Origin of the sequence: Nocardia yamanashiensis NBRC 100130, from assembly GCF_001613325.1 — a bacterium.
GTDB lineage: Bacteria > Actinomycetota > Actinomycetes > Mycobacteriales > Mycobacteriaceae > Nocardia > Nocardia yamanashiensis.
The window spans coordinates 35,505-52,196 of sequence record NZ_BDCD01000014.1 but is presented as its reverse complement, the minus strand read 5'-3'; the positions used below and the strand labels follow the sequence as shown (position 1 = coordinate 52,196).

The following is a 16,692-nucleotide window of genomic DNA, read 5'->3' as shown; positions in this document are numbered from 1 at the left end:
ATGACCACCGACAGAAGCTGTGAGACCCATGGCCGCCGCCCGCAGTGAGCCGCGCCCGGGCGGCGCTATGCTACGGGTCGTCCCAGCGCCCGCGCCTTCAGCGATGCTGGAAACCGTGCGGGGACAAGAAGTTACGGCGGAATCGATGCATCGGCTGGAGGCCGATGCCGAATTGATCGCCGCGCTGCAGGCGGTGGAGTTCGCCGGGCCGGTGTGGGAGACCTTCGCCTGCGAGCTGGCGAGGTATGCGCTCGGCGTGCTCACCGCGTGGATGAGCACCGGGCACATCTTCGCGGTCGTGCGCAGCAAACGGATCCCGTGCACGCCCGGCGTGGGGGAGCTCGAACGATTCATATCCGACACCGACTTTCGCGACGAGGTCGCCGATGCCGCGGTGAGCGAAGCCTTGCGGAGCTTCCGGGCGAAGTGCCTGGCCGGGGACGGGTGGAGTCGTGAAGGCGGTGCGAGCGTGGCGTCCTTCTTCATCGGAGGATGTGTGATCGCGTTCGTCAACGAACTCAATCGGCACCGCAGGGCGCAGAATCGTGAAGCCAAGGCCGTCGCCGCGGTAATGAGACACGAGGCGGGGCTGCCCACCGAAGACCGATGGGCGCCACACGATCCGAGCCGGCAGGTCATAGACCTGGACGTACTGCGCGAGTACATGTACCGGCTGTCGCCGAGAGACCGAAACATAGTGTGGGGCAAAGCATCCGGCCTCACGAGCAAGCAGATCGCACAGGTTTACGGCGAGCGATCCGCCCGCGGAGTCGATCGCCGATGGTCGGCGCTGATGGCCCAACACGACTGGATCCGACGCCTGGGGGACAGGGAGTCGCAATGAACAACTACGACAAGCACAACGACCAGGAACCGGGCGCCGACGACATCGCGCGGATGCGGGAACTGATCGGCAAGTCCTCCCTCGGGGACGCCCTCGCGCAAGTGATGCGGGCGCAGATACCCGTTGAACGCGGGCAGAACCTCGTGTCGGAGGCAGACGGGATCGAACCCGCGCCAACCCTCGTCGAGTTCCCCGATCACACTGCGGGAGAGCAGGTCTCGTCGCCACAGGAGCCCTTCGATGGACCCCGCAGCTCGCCTCGCCTAGACCGGCGCTACCGAAATCTCGTCCTCGCGACCGCCGCGGCTGTCGTCCTCGTCCTCACTCTCGGCGTCGGGATCCTCACCGGGGTCACCATGCGCCAACAACCTATCGCCACCGATCTCGCCACGGTGGTGATCTCCGAGGGCCGGCAATTGCACGACCAGGTCGACGTGTCCACCGGCGCGCGCAAAGACGGCATCTACCGCCGGATCGCCGAAGCGAGCTGCGCGAGCGTCGTACCCGCGGCGAAATGCCTGACCTACGAACAATTCGAGGCCGCGGGCACCAACACCGATCCCGTTGCCTTGGGCGTACCGGACTGGGCACTGGGCTGGGTCCGCTCGGTGCCCGACCGCACGCGGCAGCTCGAGGGCCTCATCGGCGCGGGTTCCTGGACTTTCGACCCCACGGAAAGCCCGGACCAGATCCTCAAACAGTTGGTCACCGAAAGCACCGCCACCTACGAAAGCGCCGGAATCCTAGGCAACTCGACCGGCCTCACCCCCTACGACACGCTGATCGCCGCGTCCGTGCTCGAGCGTGAGGCGCTATCGCAGGACATGCCCAAGGTCGCGCGGGTGATCCTGAACCGGCTCCGGGCCAACCGCCCCCTGGAATTCGACTCCACCGTCATCTACGGGCGCGGTAACACCGAAACCGCCACCACCGACGCCGACCGCGCCCGCAAGACACCCTGGAACACCTACGCCATGACCGGCCTCCCGGCGACCCCGATCTCCGCACCGTCACCGGAGGCATTGCGTGCCATGGTGAATCCGGCAACCGGCCCGTGGCTGTACTTCGTGACCATCGACAAGCAGGGCACCACCTTGTTCACCGACGACTACGACCAGCACCTGCGCAATATCGAAAAGGCCAGGCAAAGCGGTATTTCACCCGGGAACTGATCGGCGAAGCGGGCTCGGGTATCAGCACACCGCGGGACGTTTGCCGCTGGTCACGCCGGGTACCCGAGCCAGATGTAGTACCGATCGGTTGGTATTTCGAGCGTTCGGAAACGACAGGGGTGAGCGATGATTCGGGTCTTCCTCGTCGACGACCACGAGGTGGTCCGGATCGGCCTGCGCACCCTCATCGACGGCGAACCCGATATGCGCACCGTCGGCGAGGCCGCGACCTGCGCGGAAGCGCGCACGCTGCTTCCGCACCAGCACGCTGACGTTGCGATTCTCGATGTGCGGCTACCGGACTGCAATGGCATCGAATTGTGCCGTGAACTGCGCGATGTGCTGCCCGGTCTGCGGTTGCTGATCCTCACCTCGCACTCCGATGAGGAGGCGATTCTCGGGGCGGTGCTGGCGGGGGCCGATGCGTACCTGGTCAAGGACATCGGGCGGCGGGAACTGCTCGCGGCCGTCCGGTCGGTGGCGGCGGGCAAATCGCTGCTCGATGCCCATGCCACCGCCGGGCTGATGCGGCGGCTACGGGCCGATACCGGCGCGGGCAGGCCCGGATCACTGCACGACCTCAGCGATCGCGAATACAAGCTGCTGCGCATGCTCGGCGCGGGCCTGACCAATCGGCAGATCGCCCGGCGGATGTTCCTGTCCGAGCGGACGGTGAAGAACTACGTGTCGCAACTGCTGCGGAAGCTGGGTCTGGAGCGGCGCGCGCAGGCGGCGGTGGTGGCCGCCCGCCTCGGCCTCGCGTCTGATTTGCCCGATGTCGGTTGAGTCGCACCGCCCGGTGAGCTGGGCTTTTGCCCGGAAGTCACGAATTCTCATGACCTTCGATTCGCTGCCGGACAGGCCCCGGCGTGGGACAAGTGGATGAGGAGATCTGCTCATCCACTCGAAAGGACCATCCCCAGTCATGCAGCGTGGCAACCCCGGCCTGGAGACGATTCGAGCCGCGATCGGACTGGCTCAGCGCGCCCCATCGGTCCACAATTCGCAACCCTGGCGCTGGCGCTTCGACGGCGGCGAACTCGACCTCTACGCCGATCGGTCCCGGCACCTGAGCGCGACCGACCCCGAACAGCGGGCGCTCGTCCTCAGCTGCGGCGCGGTCCTGCATCATCTGCGGGTCGCGCTGGCCGCCCTGGGCTGGGCCGGCGAGGTCGAGCATCTGCCCGATCCGGCGGACCCGGACCACCTGGCCACGCTCCGGCTGACCCGGAAAAGGCCGCGCGGCACCGACTTCGGCCTGACCACCGCCATGGTGCACCGTCGCAGCGACCGCCGCCGATTCGCCTGCGGCGAGGTGCCGCAGCGATACGTCCGCACCGCTTCGGACTACGCCACCCGCTTCGGCGCGGCCGTGCAGACCGTGCCCGAATCGATGCGCCCCCAGCTCGGCAAGCTCATTCGCACCGCCGCCGAACGGCACGCCGACGACGCCCGCTACCAGGTCGAACTCGCCGAATGGAGCGGCCGGCGCGGCACCCCCGACGGTGTGCCCGCGCGCAATGTGACCTCGGTCCGTACCGACGACCAGCTGCCGTGTCGTTCCTTCGCCGACCCCGTGCTGATCGATATCGCCCAATCTCATGACGACGCCGAATGGCTGATCGTCAGCACCGACCAGGACGACCGCCGCGCCCAGCTCCGAGCTGGTGAATCCCTCAGCGCCCTGCTGCTCGCGGCCACCGATCTCGGCCTGGCCACCTGCATCCAGACCGAACCCCTCGGCGTTCCCGATCTGCGCGAGGAAATCCGATTCTCGCTGTGCGAGAGCCGTTTTCCGCAGGTGATGATCCGCGCCGGGTGGGTTCGCTCGAGCGCCGCGCCCCTGGCGGAAACGCCGCGCCGTGGCACCGACGAGGTCTTCGCGGGCACCTCGTTCTGACCCCGACCCAGGTCAGAACGCCGTGATCGTTCCCGGCGCCCGCTCGGCCCTGGTCAGCGCGCGCAGCACCGCGGTCTGACCGTGCCGGGTCACCGTGAGGCTCGCCAGCAGATGCAGCACCGGTTCGAAAACCTGCGCGGGGAACGCCGGTGTCGGTATGCCCGCGCTGACCGCCAGGTCGTCGGAATGCACCACGATCTCGAGCATGCGGGTGAGCAGGAAGTCGTCGAGCAGCATCGGCCGGTCGAGGATGCCGATCAGCCGATCGGGCGCTTGCGTGAACAGCGCCGTCCGTTGGTGCTCGATCGCAGTCTCGACCCGCCGCACCAGCGAGTCCACGCCGTCGGCCGCCGTGGACTCGCCGTTGCGGCGGATCCAGACGCTGATGTCCGCGTCGACGCCGGCCTCGAATGCCGGTGAGTGCGTGAAGAATTCGGTCACCGAGAGCGACGGCGCGACGGGCGGCTCGGTTTCGAGTACGGGCGTCACGTGCAGAACCTGGGCGGCCAGATGCCCGGCGAGGCCGTGGAGACTGAATTCCGGCAAAGCGCTGGGCTGCTCCCAGGCGGCCGCGACCGCCGGATTCGCGAGCAGCGTTCCCGTCGCGGTCGCGGCCGAGAGGTATGCGTCTCGTACGGCAGTCAATCGCCTTGCCTTCCAATCGGGTTCGTCCCGAGTCGGGCGGCCGTGGCAGACGAGGACGACGGACCATCCGTACCCTCTGGTCTATCGACGGGTCGGCCCGCGGCGTTTCAGCCCGCCCGGGAACCCGGAAGCGGCGGCGCGGGAGCGAAATTCACCGGCACCGCGTACGGCGCGCGATGGAAGGCGCTCGGCCGCCACCGAATCTCATCCGGCGGCACCGCCAGGACGATATCGGGCAGGGCGTCGAGCAGTTGATCGAGCGCTTCCTGTGCGATCACCATGGCCACCGCTTGCGCCGGGCAGGCGCGCGGTCCCGCACCCCAGGCCAGATGGGAGCGGTTGCCGGTGCGGTCGCCGGTCAGTTCGGAGTCGTTGTTGCAGGCGGTGGAACTGATGATCACCGGCTGATCCACCGGCAGCCAGACATCGCCCACGATCTGCGGTTGCCGGGGGAAGCGCACGCACGAATTGGCCAGCGGGGGATCGCGGAACAGGACTTCTTCGATGGCATCGCGCGTTGAGACCGATCCGCCCAGCAGCATGTCCCGGAAGAACTGGTCGGTTGTCATCCGCAGGAGTGTGTTCGCGATGAGATTCCAGGTCGGCGCGGTGCCTCGGGCATAGAGCACCGCCGCCAGCGCGACGATTTCGGCGTCGTCGAGTTCGACCGGATCGTGCACCAGCGCGGAGATCAGATCGCCGCCCGGAATGGCGCGCTTGGCCGCGACGATCTCGGCGATGGCGGCCCGGAACCGGCGATCGTGCGTATCCGCGGTGGCCGCGTCCGCCGATTCCTCCAGGCCCGTCATCGCCGCGGCCAGGCGCTGACCGGCTCCGGGCGAGAAGCCCATGAGGTCGTTGATCACTCGCAGCGTGAGCGGGACGGCGTAGTCGCCGAGCAGGTCGGCCGCACCCGTCTCGCAGAAGTCGTTGATCAACGGCACGGCGATCGCTTCGACGGAGGTGCGCAGCCGGAACAGATCGATGTCGCCGAGCGCGGCGTTGTAGGCCGAACGGTACCGGACGTGTTGTCCGGCATCGTGTTTGCCCGCGACGGGCGTCCACTCCATCATCGGCAGCACCGGGCATTGCTCGGGGACCGTACTCTGCCAGGCGCGCGGATCGGCGGGGAAGTGGTCGGCGTCGTTGAGCACGTGCAGCGCGGTGCGGTAGTCCAATATCAGACTGGCCGGTACCTCGTCGGCGACTTCCACCGGGGCCAGGGCGCCGTGCTCGCGCTTGAGTTGATCGTAGTGGTGATGGGGGTCGGCGGCGAAGGCCGCTGAGTGCAGTCTCATCGGCGGCGCGGACCCGCTGGAATGTTGCTGCGGCGGCCCGGATTCGGCCGTTGACCTGCGGAGGATAGACCTGTCATGTGAGCGAGCTCCCTGGAACGAGTGTGCCGACCGCGCCGCGGTCAGCTGAGCAGCATCGAAGTCGTCCGAGGTAGTCGCATCGCTGTCCAGCTGTCGTGTCGCGGTGTATCTATTTGCCCTGCAAGAAGATCTGCATCGATGATTTCGACGTCGTCACTCGCCGCACGGTTCGGGTGAACCTGTCGCCGTGCGCCGGAAGGATCTGCGAAACATCAAAGCGGGTTGCCCATAACATGTTTCGATCACTTGATCATGCTACTACCTGGTCCGGGCGCGGGCGCTGTTGTCGAAAGGATGTGCGCGCGGCGCCGATATTCGGTATAGAAAGTGCCGATAATCGAAACTTGCTTCGAGTGAAGGACAGTCGTGCAGACCGTGAGCGCAAATCCCGCGACGGAGATCCTCGGCGCCGATGCCACCGCCGCGATCGAGCTGGTGCGGGCCAAGGCGCCCGAGACCCGGTTCGGCAGGTTCACCGCGCGCCGGGTTCCGGACAGCGCCAAGTACATTCAGGTGAATCGCACCGATGCCCTGGGCGTCATCCTGACCGGCGGCTGGACCTTCCTGGTCGACCTCGCCAAACAGACCGTGGTGCGGGCCGCGGTGGACCCGGACAATTTCGACAGCAAGTCCGCCCTGCGCCTGGGCACCCGCTGCTGACCTCGCCGCGGTACCGCTCATGCGGTGGCGGCGGTGGTGGCCGCATCGTATTCGCCGGCGTAGAGCCGCGCCGCGACATCGGCGAGCAGCTCCAGCGACTCCGCGGACAGCCCGCTCGCGGTCGTCAGCAGGCGGCGCAGCCGGGGGTGCGACATCTGCCCCGCCAGGCATCGATCGTGCTGCGCGGCAGCGTGTTCCGGCATGCGCGCCGGCACGTAGAAGTACTCCACATCGACGCGGAAGTAGTGCGCCAACGCCGCGACCAGCCCGTTCGACGGCCTGGTCCGCACGCCGTTGCGCAACTGCGAGAGATATCCAGCCGATAGCCGATGCCCTTGCGCGCGTAAGGCCGCCACCACTTCCAAATGGGTCATAGGCGCCGAATCCGCATTGTTCAGCAACCAATCCAGCCGCGCCGCGAACTGCGCGACGGCATGCTGCGACGCGGGTAGGTAGCCCCTTCGAACTGCGTGGACTGCACTGGTCATGTCGATAGTTCTCCGCTTCGGTTCAGGTGGAACACGACGGTCGGGAAGTCTCGGGCACGGTACCGGGGCCAACGCCCCACCGGTACAGCGACATTCCCGCAATCCCGAATTGGCGGCAACTTCGGCACGACAGGTCACCACCGTGGCACGGAATTGTCGTAACGACATGACGGAGCCCGGTCGATCTGGTGCAGCAGATGCAGCGCTTCATCGGCGCGCAGTAGGCTTCGGCCGGATTGAGCGCTTCCGGACACCCCCGGTTGCAAGGGTGGCGGCGGCATCAGGTCGGAGTGTCGGTGGTGAACCAGCTGCCTTCGATGTGGTCGGTACAGTGGCCCGGTGACCGACGAGCCCCGCCAGCCCACCACCGCCGCGTGATGGCTTACGTCAAAGCGGCTCAGCGCGAGGAGGAGATCGTCGCGGCGGCGGTGCGGGTGCTCAGTACGGTCGGGGTTGCCGGGACGACTTTGCGTGCGGTTGCCGCCGAGGCCGGTATCGCGCTGGGGACGCTGCACTACGTCTTTCCTAGCAAGGACAAACTGCTGCGCGCCGTCATCACGGCGGTCACTGGTGATGTCGCGGAGACGCTGCAGCTGGACGTGCATGTCGATCGCGGGGTGGCGCACGTGTTGCGCGGCAGTGTCCTGAACTTCTGGAAGACCCTGGTGGAGAACGACATCGGGCTGCAGATCATGCAGTACGAGCTGGCTATGCACTCCGCCCGCACCGAAGGGGCAGGGGGCTTGGCTCACCTGCAGTACGAGCGCTACACCGCGCTGGTCGCCGAGTTCTGCGCCGAGGCGGCGCGGCTCGCGGGTGAACGTTGCGCCGTCGACTTCGACACGCTCGGGCGGTTGTCGCTGGCCGTCGTGGACGGGCTGATCGTGCAGTACGTGGCGAATCCGGATCGCGAACGTGCCCGCCGCGACCTCGATCGTGCGGTGGATATGGTCGTGGCCTTCGCGGATCCGCAACCCATCGCCTGACTTCCGTCATTGCGCATGAGCCGGTCCTGTGGCTTACTGAAAAAAGTCGGTCGGTTGTACGACTTAGTTCGAGTTGCCTGGGAGGCGCGGCTATGCCGGAAGGTCGGAGCACGGAAGTAGTGGTCGTCGGTGCGGGGCTGTCCGGCTTGATCGCCGCGCGCGAACTGCATCGCCGGGGGATCGAGGTGCTCGTGCTCGAGGCTGCGCACCGGGTGGGCGGACGGGCGATGAGCGAAACCACCGCTCTCGGTTCACGAGTCGATCTGGGCGGGCAATGGATCGGCCACGACCACTATCGCCTCGCCGCGCTGGCCGATGAACTGGGCGCCACCCGATTCGCCATGCATACCGGGAGCATGCCGACACTGCTGCACCGGTCCCGGCGGGTCGGCGTGCCGGCGCTGTTGTCGGCGGGGCTGGCGCTGGCCGCCGCGGAAGTGCTGTCCCGCAGCGGACGAACACGGCGCTTCAACTCCACCACCGTCGCATCCTGGGTAGCCCGCGTGCCCGGGCGCACCAGCCGGAAACTCCTGGACACGATGGCTGCCATCTCCTGGACAACCGATCTCGACCGCATGTCCGTGCACTCGATGGCCCGCATGATCCGCCTCCAGGGCGGACTCCGGACCATGCTGTCGACCCGCGGTGGCGCCCAGGATTCGCTGCTCGTCGAGGGCATGGGCGCGGTGACGGATCGCCTGGCGGCCGAGCTCGGAACACGAATCCGGCTGGGGCGCAACGTGTTGTCGATCGACCAGGACGACGACGGCCTACTGGTGCGGACCGAGACGGAGACGCTCCGCGCCGCGAAGGTGATCGTCACCGTCCCGCCGCCCCTGCTCGGCCGGATCACCTACACCCCCGCGCTGCCTCCGGAGCACGCCGACCTGGCGTCCGGCAGCTACATGGGCTCGGTGTACAAGGCGATCGCCGTCTACGAGCGTCCGTTCTGGCGCGAACGCCACACCGGCGAATTCCTCATCCTGGACACACCCGCCCGCGCGGTGTTCGACACCTCCGCGCCCGACGGCCCAGGCCACCTGTGCATCCTCGTCGGCGGGTCGCAAGCCCACGACCTCGACGAATCGGACCCACAGGCGCGCCGCCGCAAACTGCTCGGCCCGCTCGCCGAGCGTCTCGGACCCGAGGTGCTCGAGCCGGTCGGCTGGTACGAAAAGTCCTGGCATCGCGACGAATACGTCGGCGGCGGCTATGTGGCGCTGCCCGAACCCGGCTGCGCCGCCGCCCTGCCGCCGGTCCCGTCGGTCCCGGTCGGCCACCTTCACTGGGGCGGCACCGAGCGGGCCATCGAACATGCGGGCTACCTCGAGGGCGCGATCGAGTCCGGTACCCGGGCCGCCCGCGAGGTCTCGGCCGCACTGCCGGTGACGCGATGAGCCTTGCGAACCGAAAAAACCTCGTCACCACCCACGACTGACGTCTCATCCGAATCGGGGGATACGCGCGGTCGCACGGGGTGGTCTGCTGACCGGTGAAGTCGAGTATTCGCCGACGATCAGGAGGTGGCCGCGGGATGACGACCTATCCGTCGATGCCGGTTCGGGCCTGGCGGGCCGGGCCGTGGAATCCGAATCCGTTGATGGACGGACTCGACCGGGTGGTGGCTTGGGCCGTGCTGGTTCTCGGGGTGGTGATGCTGGCGGCGGTTCCGGTGGGGGCGGCGGCGGGGACCGGTGCGTACAGCGATGCCGCCGTTCGGTTCCGGGCGCAGTGCGCCACGAAGACCGCTGTTCCGGCGACCGTCATCGCCGACCCCGAGGTCGGTGCGGTCGGCGACGATATCGGCCGTCAGGTGTCGTCCACGGCTACGGCATCGGTGCGATGGGTTCGGGACGGGGCCGCCTACACGGGGGAGGCGGACGTTCCGGCCGAAGCGCGTCGCGGGGAAGAGGTCACCATCTGGCTCGACCAGGCGGGACAACCGACCCAGGACCCCGCAGCAGCTCCGTCGCCCGTCAGCACCGGGATTATGGTCGGTCTGGTTGTGCTGCTGGGGATCTGGGGTCTCGCTCTGCTTTCGCTGTCCGGGCTCATGGGGTTCCGTGAGCGGCACCGTGCCGTTCGGTGGGAACGGGAATGGCGGCAGGGGTTGTGAACGCCGGTCCGCTCAGGATTGCGCGAGCGCCTTGTCCAAGGCCTGCAATCCCGCCTGGAAGATATCGCGGCCGAACGTGTTCACCAGGCGTGCCTCGGCATCGGCGTCGGCGTCGAACCGGGTCTCCCAGTGCGCGAAGGTGGTGCCGTCGGCGGTGACGGGAGTGAAACTCAAGGTCGCGTGATACGACCGCACCCCGAACGGATCCTCCTCGAATACGTAACTGAAGCTGCGCCGGTCGTCATCGATGGCGGTCAACCGCTCGACGATGAGATCGCCGCCCGCCGTCATGATCCGCCGAACCGCTCCGACCTCGGATTTCCCTGTCTCGGAGACGATTTCGCAGGACGCGATCGCCGGATGCCAGCTCAGATCCCCGAAGTCCCGCAGCCGAGCCCAGACCTCCTCGGCGGGGGCGTTGATAACGGCGGATGCGAATGCGAAAGCCATGAGCCACTCCTGTCCACAGCGGATGCGATCGGGCCCGGCGGCCCGATCGTTCCCGCTCACGGTAGCTACGCTCACCGAGTTCACACAGCACTTCGGGGTCGGTTCACGCGATGGATTCGGCTACCGCGGTGACGATCTGGTCGGGGCTGGGGAAGCCCTGGCGGGACTTCGCGGCCACGACCGCGCCGTCGACGGTGACCCGGTAGACGCCGCCCGATCCCGGGGTGAGCACCGGCTCGATGCCGAGCCGGCTGTCGAGGGCTTCGGCGGCGGCGCGGGCGTGCTTCAGGTAGCCGCAGGGCTTGCAGTAGGTGATGACGACTTCGGACATGATGGCGCTCCTAGTGGATGTGGTTGGCGGTCAGGCGTTTTCGTCGCCGGACAGGGTCCAGGGGCGGGTGGTCGCGCCCAGCCGGGTCCAGGTGTTGATGATCGCGATGTGCCAGACGAGTTCGGCAAGTTCCTGATCGGCGAATTCCTCCGCGGCCGCCTGCCAGATGTCCTGGCTCACTTCGCTGTCGGCGAGGCGGGTCATGGCTTCGGCGAGCGCGAACGCGGCGCGTTCACGCGGGGTGAAGAAGGGAGCTTCGCGCCAGACGGCGACCAGGTTCACCCGGCGCCAGGTGTCGCCGCCGGCGATCGCGTCGCGGGAGTGCATGTCGACGCAGTAGACGCAGCCGTTGATCTGGGCCACGCGGAGTTTCACGAGTTCGCGGAGCGGCTTCTCCAGGGAAGTGCGTCCCGCGGCTCGCTCGAGGCCGTTCATGGCCTTGGCGATCTCGGGGGCGAGTTCGTCGACCGCGAGACGGGTGGTGGGCTGGACGTAAGCGGTGGTCTTCGTTGTCATGCATCAACGGTATGGCGATAATGGATCAACTGGAGGAGCCAATCGGATGTCGAAATCATGGTCCACTTCGGATGTCGATCTGCATCTGGTCGTCACGCCCGACACCGGGCGGCGGGTGGGTTTGGAGTACGCGCTGCGGGAGGCGATCCGCGCCGGCCGCCTGGCTGCCGGGTCCCGGTTGCCGTCCACCCGGACCCTTGCCGTGGAACTGGGGTTGTCGCGCGGGACGGTCACGGCGGCGTATGACCAATTGATCGCCGAGGGGCATCTGACCGCGCGGCAGGGCTCCGGCACCCGGGTCGCCGCCTCGGTGACGACCCGTGCCGCCCCGTCCATGAGCGGAGTGCCGAAACCTGTTGCGGCACCACGCTATAACCTGCGGGCGGGCAGTCCCGACGTGAGCCGGTTTCCCACCAGTGCCTGGCTGCGGGCGGCCCGCAAGGCAATCGGCGAAGCACCCGCCGACGCGTTCGGCTACGGCGACCCCCGCGGCCGCATCGAACTCCGCACCGCACTGGCCGACTACCTGGGCCGGACCCGCGGCGTCCTCGCCGACCCCGACCGCATCATCATCACCAGCGGCGTCCAACAGGGCTTGGCCCTGCTCGCTAAGGTGCTCAACGCATCCGGCGCCTCGACCATCGCCATGGAAGACCCGTACATCCCGTCCTTCCGCGACACCGTGCGCGCCGCCGGCCCCGCCGTCACCTCGCTCCCCGTCGACGACGACGGCGCCCGCGTAGACCTGCTCACCACCGGCGAATTCCACGGCATCGGCGCCGCGATCGTGACCCCGAGCCACCAATTCCCCATCGGCTCGACCCTGAACCCGGCCCGCCGCCAATGCCTCGCCGACTGGGCCCGCGCCGGCCACCTCGTCATCGAAGACGACTACGACGGCGAATTCCGCTACGACCGCCAGCCCGTCGGCGCCATCCAAGGCATCGCCCCCGACCATGTCGTCTACCTCGGTACCGCCTCCAAAACCCTCGGCCCCGGCCTCCGCCTCGCCTGGATGGTCCTTCCACCCCACCTCGTAGCTCCCGTAGCCGAAGCCAAGCAACTAACGGACAACCACTCCGAAACCCTGGGCCAACTAACCCTCGCCGAACTGATCACCTCCCACGCCTACGACCGCCACATCCGCTCCTCCCGCCTCCGCTACCGCCGCCGCCGAGACCTCCTCGCCTCCCGCCTCAAACCCCGCGCCGGCCGCCCCCTCACCGGCTACGCCCTCTCCGGCATCGCCGCCGGCCTCCACGCCCTCATCCGCCTCGAACCCGCAGGCCTCACCGAACACGAAGTCCTGACCCGCGCAGCCGATTACAGCCTGGCCCTGGACGGCCTGTCCGGCATGTGGCTCTCGGAGAACTCGGAAACCGCACCCCAAGGCATCGTCGTAGGCTTCGGCGCACCGTCCGAAAGCGCCTACCCAGCCGCCCTGGACGCACTGGTACGCACGCTGTCCTGATTCTCAGCGCCGCATCCGCACGTCCGGTTGCGGCAGGGGCCAGGTCCACCCGTTTTCGCGATGGATGCGTTTCTCGCCATGGGATCTGGGGAGCGGGTGAGGGATCAGTGTGATTTTGAGGGTGGCCCGGGGTGGAGGGTGGGCGGTAGGAAGGGTGGATGAGTGGGGAGACCGGTGGGTGGTATCGGCGGTTTGGTGAGGTCGAGGCGCGGGGGAGTTCGGGGCTTTATGAGTTGTGGGCGTTGGGGATTGCGGATGATCCGAAGGTGTTGGGGTTGATCGGGCGGCTGCCTTGGGAGAAGCGGCAGCCGAATTTGGTGTTGGGTGCGGCGCGGTTTCTGGGGGTGGGGGACGTGTCGTATGGGGAGTTTCGGGAGTGGGTGGTGCGGAATTGGGATGCGGTGGTGGGGGTGGTGATGAGTAGGAGGACGCAGACCAATGAGGTGGGGCGGGCTGCGGTGTTGTTGCCGGTGCTGGCTGGGTTGGCGGGGCCGTTGGCGTTGATCGAGGTGGGGGCTTCGGCGGGGTTGTGTTTGTATCCGGATCGGTTCAGTTATCGGTATGAGGGGTGGGGTGGGATTGATCCCGAAGGGGGAGCTTCGGAGGTTCGGTTGCGGTGTGGGATCGGTGGGGAGCCGCCGATTCCGGAGCGGTTGCCGGAGGTGGTTTGGCGGGCGGGGGTGGATTTGAATCCGTTGGATGTCAATGACTTCGAGCAGATGCGGTGGCTGGAGGCTTTGGTGTGGCCTGGGCAGCCGGAGCGGGTGCGGCGGTTGCGGGGTGCGATTGCGATTGCGCGGACGGATCCGGCGCATTTGGTGACGGGGGATTTGAACGAGACTGTGGCGGAACTGGTTTCGGCGGCTCCGGACGGGGCGACCGTGGTGGTCATGCACAGCGCCGTGCTCGGGTATTTGAGTGCCGAGGAGCGGGTGCAGTTCGAGCGGACGGTCCAGGGGCTGGGGTGTCACTGGGTGTCGAATGAGGGGTGCGGGGTTATCGGTTCGGTGGCGGAGCGGCTTCCGGTGCCTGCGGCGGAGACACCGGGGCGGTTCGTGGTTGCGTTGGATGGGGTGCCGTTGGCTTATGCCGGTGCGCATGGGCAGTGGCTGGATTGGTTCGCGGCCGGTTCTGGTCGGTGCGGATAATCGGAGCGTGCTCTATCCGCATTCTCATGGGCAGCTCGATTGGTCGGACTTGGCGGCGTTGGTGCGCCGGTATCGGGATCCGGGGGTGGAATTGCCGGTGGGGGATTGCGGACGGATTCATGTGGGGGACAAGAGGACTGCGATTCGGGTTGAGCGGCGGAAATACTTGGCCGGCCGGGTTTGCGCGCGGGTGGGGTGCGTGACGCGGGGGACGGCGGTGTTTCGGAAGACCCGGGGGTATACGGTGACGCTGCCCGGGGAGCTGCCTCGGGCGACACGGGAGGTGGCGCTGGCGAGTGCGCGGTTGACGCGGTTCGGGGATGCGTTGCGGGAACTCATCGAAGACGGTGGGCGGCGCGCGCAGGATGCTGTGCGCGGGTTGGGGTTCGATGGGCCGGATGAAGCGCCGCTCATTCCGGCCCTTCGACAGTCCGACCACTGGGGCTGCCGATGCTCGGAGTTCGTGGGGCTCATGGAGGCCGGGCGCACACGGGAGCTGCTGTCGTTCGGTGACAACGAGATTCGGGCCGTACTCGAGTGCCTGCCCGGCGGGCAGGCGGTGGGGAACAACCTGGGGTTTCTGCTCTATCACGTGCTGCACGTGTACTTGCGGACCAATCTGATCGTTGCCTTCGGCCTCGGGGACAAGCCGTGGGATTGGGGGTCGATGGCGCCGGGGAGTTCATTTCGCGGCGAGGTGATGCAGGACTGCGACGGGCTGACATTTCTGCCAGGGGCTCGGCGCTTCCTCACGGACGATCTCTATGTGGTCGATGGCCACGCCACCGGACAACTCGTGGATGCCTGTTTCAGCTTTCTGGTGCACTACGAAGTGTTGTGCCGGGTCGCCGGGCGGGAGGTGGATTGGGCGGCGCGGATTCGTCCTGAGCTGGGACTCTATTGAACTGGTCGATTGGTTTTCGGTCGTATTGTCCGGTTCTGCGGACGGGTGGGAGCGGGTTCTAGGGAATCGCCTGCGGGCGTGGAGCCGATGATCGATAGTTGAAGTACTGCTTCACCTTTCGATGTCCTGCCTGCTGCCAGATGACCTCTTCGATGCGATGGAGCGACATGATGCCGGTGCCCAGCAACAATGGCGAGAAGATGCGGTCCGCCGGGCCGGCGGTGGATACGGTGCGATCGGGGAGATTGCCGGCGTTCAGTGGGCCGACCGGGCTCGGGAGCGTGCTGGCGCGGCGGTTCGTGGACGAGCCGGACGCGGTGATTGCGAAAAGCGCGACGGTGGGGAGCATGTCGGCTGACAGTGCGCCAGTCGCCTTGGCTGAGAGTGCACCGGTGGAGAGCCCGCGTGCGGCGAGTGAATCGGTCGAGAGTGCGCTAGTTGAGGATGCACCGGTCGAAAGTGCACCAGTAGAGGATGCGCCGGTCGAGAGTGCACCACTGGAAAGTCCGCCCGTCCAGGGTGCACCAGTGGCAAGCGCGACGGCGGGCGGCGTTGCGGAGACTCGGCACACTGCGGATCGGCCTAGCGGTTTCGCAGTGCGGGTGTCCGCGCCCGGATTCAGCGCGGCGGGGATCCGGCTGGGGGAGGGCACGTTCCGGCTTCCGCTGCGACGGCTGACGGCGGATCTCGAACCGTGTCGCCTGGTGGAGTGGGGGGATGGTTCGGCGTCGCCCGTACTCGTTCCCCCTGCGGCACGGGTCGACGACCGGTTGGCCGAGGAAGTCGACGAGCGGCTCGTGGCCTGGGCCGATTCGCTCGGATTTACGGCGGAGGAACTGGAGAAGCTGCGCAAGACGGGATATGGACGGCTCGTCATGCTCGCGCACTCGGACTGCGACGATGCGGACCGGCTGCTCATCGCCGCGCAGATGAACGCCGCATGGTGGATGGCCGACGACTACTACGCCGATGATTCGGCACTCGGCGCGGACCCGACACGACTGCCGCAGCGCCTGACCCTCGTGATGGCGGCGATGGACCCGCTGCCGGACGCGGGCGAATTCAGCGTGCCGCTGAACGAGGCCATGACATCGGACAAGGTCCTGCGCACCTTCACCTCCGCGATGGCGAACCTGCGCCTGCACGCGACACCGAGCCAGGTGCACCGAGCCTGCTACGCCACATTCGCGATGTTCGTGTCCTGGACCGCGTACGCGGCCTGGCGGCACAGCGGACAGTCGCCGGCGGCCTGGGAGTACCTGGCGGCGCGGCAACACGACACCTTCTACACGTCGATGGCATTGATCGACCCGGTGGCCGGCTACGAGGTGCCCGCGAATCTGTTCTACGACGACCGAGTCCGGCTCGCGGCATTCCGGGCCGGCACCACCGCGGTCCTGATCAACGACCTGGTATCGGTGAAAAAGGATGCGGCCGACCCCAACCCGGTCTGCAATATCGTGCTGCAGATCGCGGCGGACCGCGGCTGCTCGGTGGCCGACGCCACCGAGGTCACCGTCGAACTGCACAATCGAATGGTCCGCGACTTCGAAGCCGATATCACCGCCCTGCGCACCATCCCGTCCCCCGAACTACAGGCCTTCCTGCGCGGCCTCCGTCATTGGATGGGCGGCTCGTTCGAATGGCACAACACCAATCCGCGGTACCGCTAGGGCCGGATGCGC

At 67.4% G+C, this 16,692-nt stretch carries 19 protein-coding genes; 12 read left to right on the top strand and 7 right to left on the bottom strand.

From position 1 onward, the window contains the following. Nucleotides 1-28: 28 nt before the first annotated feature. The 4 genes from NY1_RS14775 (at nt 29) to NY1_RS14760 (ending at nt 3,916) form a co-directional block, all read left to right on the top strand. Nucleotides 29-844, top strand: coding sequence for a hypothetical protein (locus NY1_RS14775; RefSeq protein WP_157762245.1), 816 nt, complete (start codon nt 29-31; stop codon nt 842-844). Further along, a complete protein-coding gene (locus tag NY1_RS44540) occupies nt 841-2,016 on the top strand; it encodes an endolytic transglycosylase MltG (protein ID WP_067712639.1) in 1,176 nt (391 codons plus the stop codon). Before NY1_RS14775 ends, NY1_RS44540 begins: the two co-directional genes overlap by 4 nt. Before the next feature lie 126 nt (nt 2,017-2,142). Then, complete coding sequence (locus NY1_RS14765) at nt 2,143-2,802, top strand: response regulator (protein WP_067712637.1); 660 nt, start codon at nt 2,143-2,145, stop codon at nt 2,800-2,802. A 139-nt stretch (nt 2,803-2,941) separates the two neighbouring features. Further along, entirely contained in the window at nt 2,942-3,916 is a 975-nt protein-coding gene (locus NY1_RS14760; protein WP_067712635.1) for an Acg family FMN-binding oxidoreductase, read from the top strand. Nucleotides 3,917-3,928: 12 nt separating this feature from the next. Here the strand turns inward: NY1_RS14760 and NY1_RS14755 are convergent, their stop codons facing one another. Both NY1_RS14755 and NY1_RS14750 read right to left on the bottom strand, forming a co-directional pair. Then, nucleotides 3,929-4,561: a maleylpyruvate isomerase N-terminal domain-containing protein gene (locus NY1_RS14755; RefSeq protein ID WP_067712633.1), complete on the bottom strand. Its 633-nt coding sequence runs from the start codon at nt 4,559-4,561 to the stop codon at nt 3,929-3,931. Between the two features lie 107 nt (nt 4,562-4,668). Beyond that, nucleotides 4,669-5,859: a cytochrome P450 family protein gene (locus NY1_RS14750; protein ID WP_233434336.1), complete on the bottom strand. Its 1,191-nt coding sequence runs from the start codon at nt 5,857-5,859 to the stop codon at nt 4,669-4,671. Nucleotides 5,860-6,312: 453 nt separating this feature from the next. On the opposite strand from NY1_RS14750, the gene NY1_RS14745 reads away from it, so the two are divergent. After that, a complete protein-coding gene (locus NY1_RS14745) occupies nt 6,313-6,597 on the top strand; it encodes a hypothetical protein (RefSeq protein ID WP_157762244.1) in 285 nt (94 codons plus the stop codon). A gap of 17 nt (nt 6,598-6,614) precedes the next feature. Here NY1_RS14745 and NY1_RS45300 read toward each other — a convergent pair whose 3' ends face one another. Beyond that, on the bottom strand, nt 6,615-7,085 hold the full coding sequence (locus NY1_RS45300) for a hypothetical protein (protein WP_067712624.1): 471 nt from the start codon (nt 7,083-7,085) through the stop codon (nt 6,615-6,617). 377 nt (nt 7,086-7,462) lie between these two features. Between NY1_RS45300 and NY1_RS14735 the strand changes: the two genes are divergently transcribed. The 3 genes from NY1_RS14735 to NY1_RS14725 all read left to right on the top strand — a co-directional run bounded on the left by NY1_RS14735 (nt 7,463) and on the right by NY1_RS14725 (nt 10,187). Continuing rightward, a complete protein-coding gene (locus tag NY1_RS14735) occupies nt 7,463-8,071 on the top strand; it encodes a TetR/AcrR family transcriptional regulator (protein ID WP_067713521.1) in 609 nt (202 codons plus the stop codon). Nucleotides 8,072-8,163: 92 nt separating this feature from the next. Then, the gene (locus NY1_RS14730) at nt 8,164-9,468 is read left to right on the top strand and encodes a flavin monoamine oxidase family protein (RefSeq protein ID WP_067712621.1); all 1,305 of its coding nucleotides are present in this window, start codon (nt 8,164-8,166) and stop codon (nt 9,466-9,468) included. A gap of 137 nt (nt 9,469-9,605) precedes the next feature. Then, nucleotides 9,606-10,187, top strand: coding sequence for an Rv1733c family protein (locus NY1_RS14725; RefSeq protein ID WP_067712619.1), 582 nt, complete (start codon nt 9,606-9,608; stop codon nt 10,185-10,187). Nucleotides 10,188-10,199: 12 nt separating this feature from the next. Here the strand turns inward: NY1_RS14725 and NY1_RS14720 are convergent, their stop codons facing one another. The 3 genes from NY1_RS14720 to NY1_RS14710 all read right to left on the bottom strand — a co-directional run bounded on the left by NY1_RS14720 (nt 10,200) and on the right by NY1_RS14710 (nt 11,484). After that, a complete protein-coding gene (locus NY1_RS14720; protein ID WP_067713518.1) occupies nt 10,200-10,637 on the bottom strand; it encodes an SRPBCC family protein in 438 nt (145 codons plus the stop codon). Between the two features lie 103 nt (nt 10,638-10,740). Next, entirely contained in the window at nt 10,741-10,968 is a 228-nt protein-coding gene (locus NY1_RS14715) for a SelT/SelW/SelH family protein (protein ID WP_067712616.1), read from the bottom strand. 30 nt (nt 10,969-10,998) lie between these two features. Continuing rightward, entirely contained in the window at nt 10,999-11,484 is a 486-nt protein-coding gene (locus tag NY1_RS14710) for a carboxymuconolactone decarboxylase family protein (protein ID WP_084534978.1), read from the bottom strand. 46 nt (nt 11,485-11,530) lie between these two features. On the opposite strand from NY1_RS14710, the gene pdxR reads away from it, so the two are divergent. The 3 genes from pdxR (at nt 11,531) to NY1_RS14695 (ending at nt 15,007) form a co-directional block, all read left to right on the top strand. Next, the gene (gene pdxR, locus NY1_RS14705; protein WP_067712613.1) at nt 11,531-12,955 is read left to right on the top strand and encodes a MocR-like pyridoxine biosynthesis transcription factor PdxR; all 1,425 of its coding nucleotides are present in this window, start codon (nt 11,531-11,533) and stop codon (nt 12,953-12,955) included. 158 nt (nt 12,956-13,113) lie between these two features. Continuing rightward, on the top strand, nt 13,114-14,103 hold the full coding sequence (locus NY1_RS14700; RefSeq protein ID WP_067712610.1) for a DUF2332 domain-containing protein: 990 nt from the start codon (nt 13,114-13,116) through the stop codon (nt 14,101-14,103). Next, nucleotides 14,042-15,007, top strand: a complete 966-nt coding sequence (locus NY1_RS14695) for a hypothetical protein (protein WP_157762243.1) — start codon at nt 14,042-14,044, stop codon at nt 15,005-15,007. Before NY1_RS14700 ends, NY1_RS14695 begins: the two co-directional genes overlap by 62 nt. A 58-nt stretch (nt 15,008-15,065) precedes the next feature. On the opposite strand, the gene NY1_RS14690 is transcribed toward NY1_RS14695, so the two are convergent. Next, nucleotides 15,066-15,356, bottom strand: coding sequence for a hypothetical protein (locus NY1_RS14690; protein WP_067712605.1), 291 nt, complete (start codon nt 15,354-15,356; stop codon nt 15,066-15,068). A gap of 247 nt (nt 15,357-15,603) precedes the next feature. Between NY1_RS14690 and NY1_RS14685 the strand changes: the two genes are divergently transcribed. Next, nucleotides 15,604-16,680, top strand: a complete 1,077-nt coding sequence (locus NY1_RS14685) for a family 2 encapsulin nanocompartment cargo protein terpene cyclase (protein WP_067712602.1) — start codon at nt 15,604-15,606, stop codon at nt 16,678-16,680. Nucleotides 16,681-16,692 lie beyond the last annotated feature (12 nt).

Bases quoted from the DNA above. Each gene is read 5' to 3' on its own strand.
- NY1_RS14735 (WP_067713521.1), top strand. From the start codon at position 7,463: ATGGCTTACGTCAAAGCGGCTCAGCGCGAGGAGGAGATCGTCGCGGCG.
- NY1_RS14695 (WP_157762243.1), top strand. From the start codon at position 14,042: ATGCCGGTGCGCATGGGCAGTGGCTGGATTGGTTCGCGGCCGGTTCTG.
- NY1_RS14710 (WP_084534978.1), bottom strand. From the start codon at position 11,484: ATGACAACGAAGACCACCGCTTACGTCCAGCCCACCACCCGTCTCGCG.
- NY1_RS44540 (WP_067712639.1), top strand. From the start codon at position 841: ATGAACAACTACGACAAGCACAACGACCAGGAACCGGGCGCCGACGAC.
- NY1_RS14760 (WP_067712635.1), top strand. From the start codon at position 2,942: ATGCAGCGTGGCAACCCCGGCCTGGAGACGATTCGAGCCGCGATCGGA.
- NY1_RS45300 (WP_067712624.1), bottom strand. From the start codon at position 7,085: ATGACCAGTGCAGTCCACGCAGTTCGAAGGGGCTACCTACCCGCGTCG.
- NY1_RS14775 (WP_157762245.1), top strand. From the start codon at position 29: ATGGCCGCCGCCCGCAGTGAGCCGCGCCCGGGCGGCGCTATGCTACGG.
- NY1_RS14725 (WP_067712619.1), top strand. From the start codon at position 9,606: ATGACGACCTATCCGTCGATGCCGGTTCGGGCCTGGCGGGCCGGGCCG.
- NY1_RS14715 (WP_067712616.1), bottom strand. From the start codon at position 10,968: ATGTCCGAAGTCGTCATCACCTACTGCAAGCCCTGCGGCTACCTGAAG.
- NY1_RS14700 (WP_067712610.1), top strand. From the start codon at position 13,114: ATGAGTGGGGAGACCGGTGGGTGGTATCGGCGGTTTGGTGAGGTCGAG.
- NY1_RS14730 (WP_067712621.1), top strand. From the start codon at position 8,164: ATGCCGGAAGGTCGGAGCACGGAAGTAGTGGTCGTCGGTGCGGGGCTG.
- NY1_RS14690 (WP_067712605.1), bottom strand. From the start codon at position 15,356: ATGCTCCCCACCGTCGCGCTTTTCGCAATCACCGCGTCCGGCTCGTCC.
- NY1_RS14720 (WP_067713518.1), bottom strand. From the start codon at position 10,637: ATGGCTTTCGCATTCGCATCCGCCGTTATCAACGCCCCCGCCGAGGAG.
- NY1_RS14765 (WP_067712637.1), top strand. From the start codon at position 2,143: ATGATTCGGGTCTTCCTCGTCGACGACCACGAGGTGGTCCGGATCGGC.
- NY1_RS14750 (WP_233434336.1), bottom strand. From the start codon at position 5,859: ATGAGACTGCACTCAGCGGCCTTCGCCGCCGACCCCCATCACCACTAC.
- pdxR (WP_067712613.1), top strand. From the start codon at position 11,531: ATGTCGAAATCATGGTCCACTTCGGATGTCGATCTGCATCTGGTCGTC.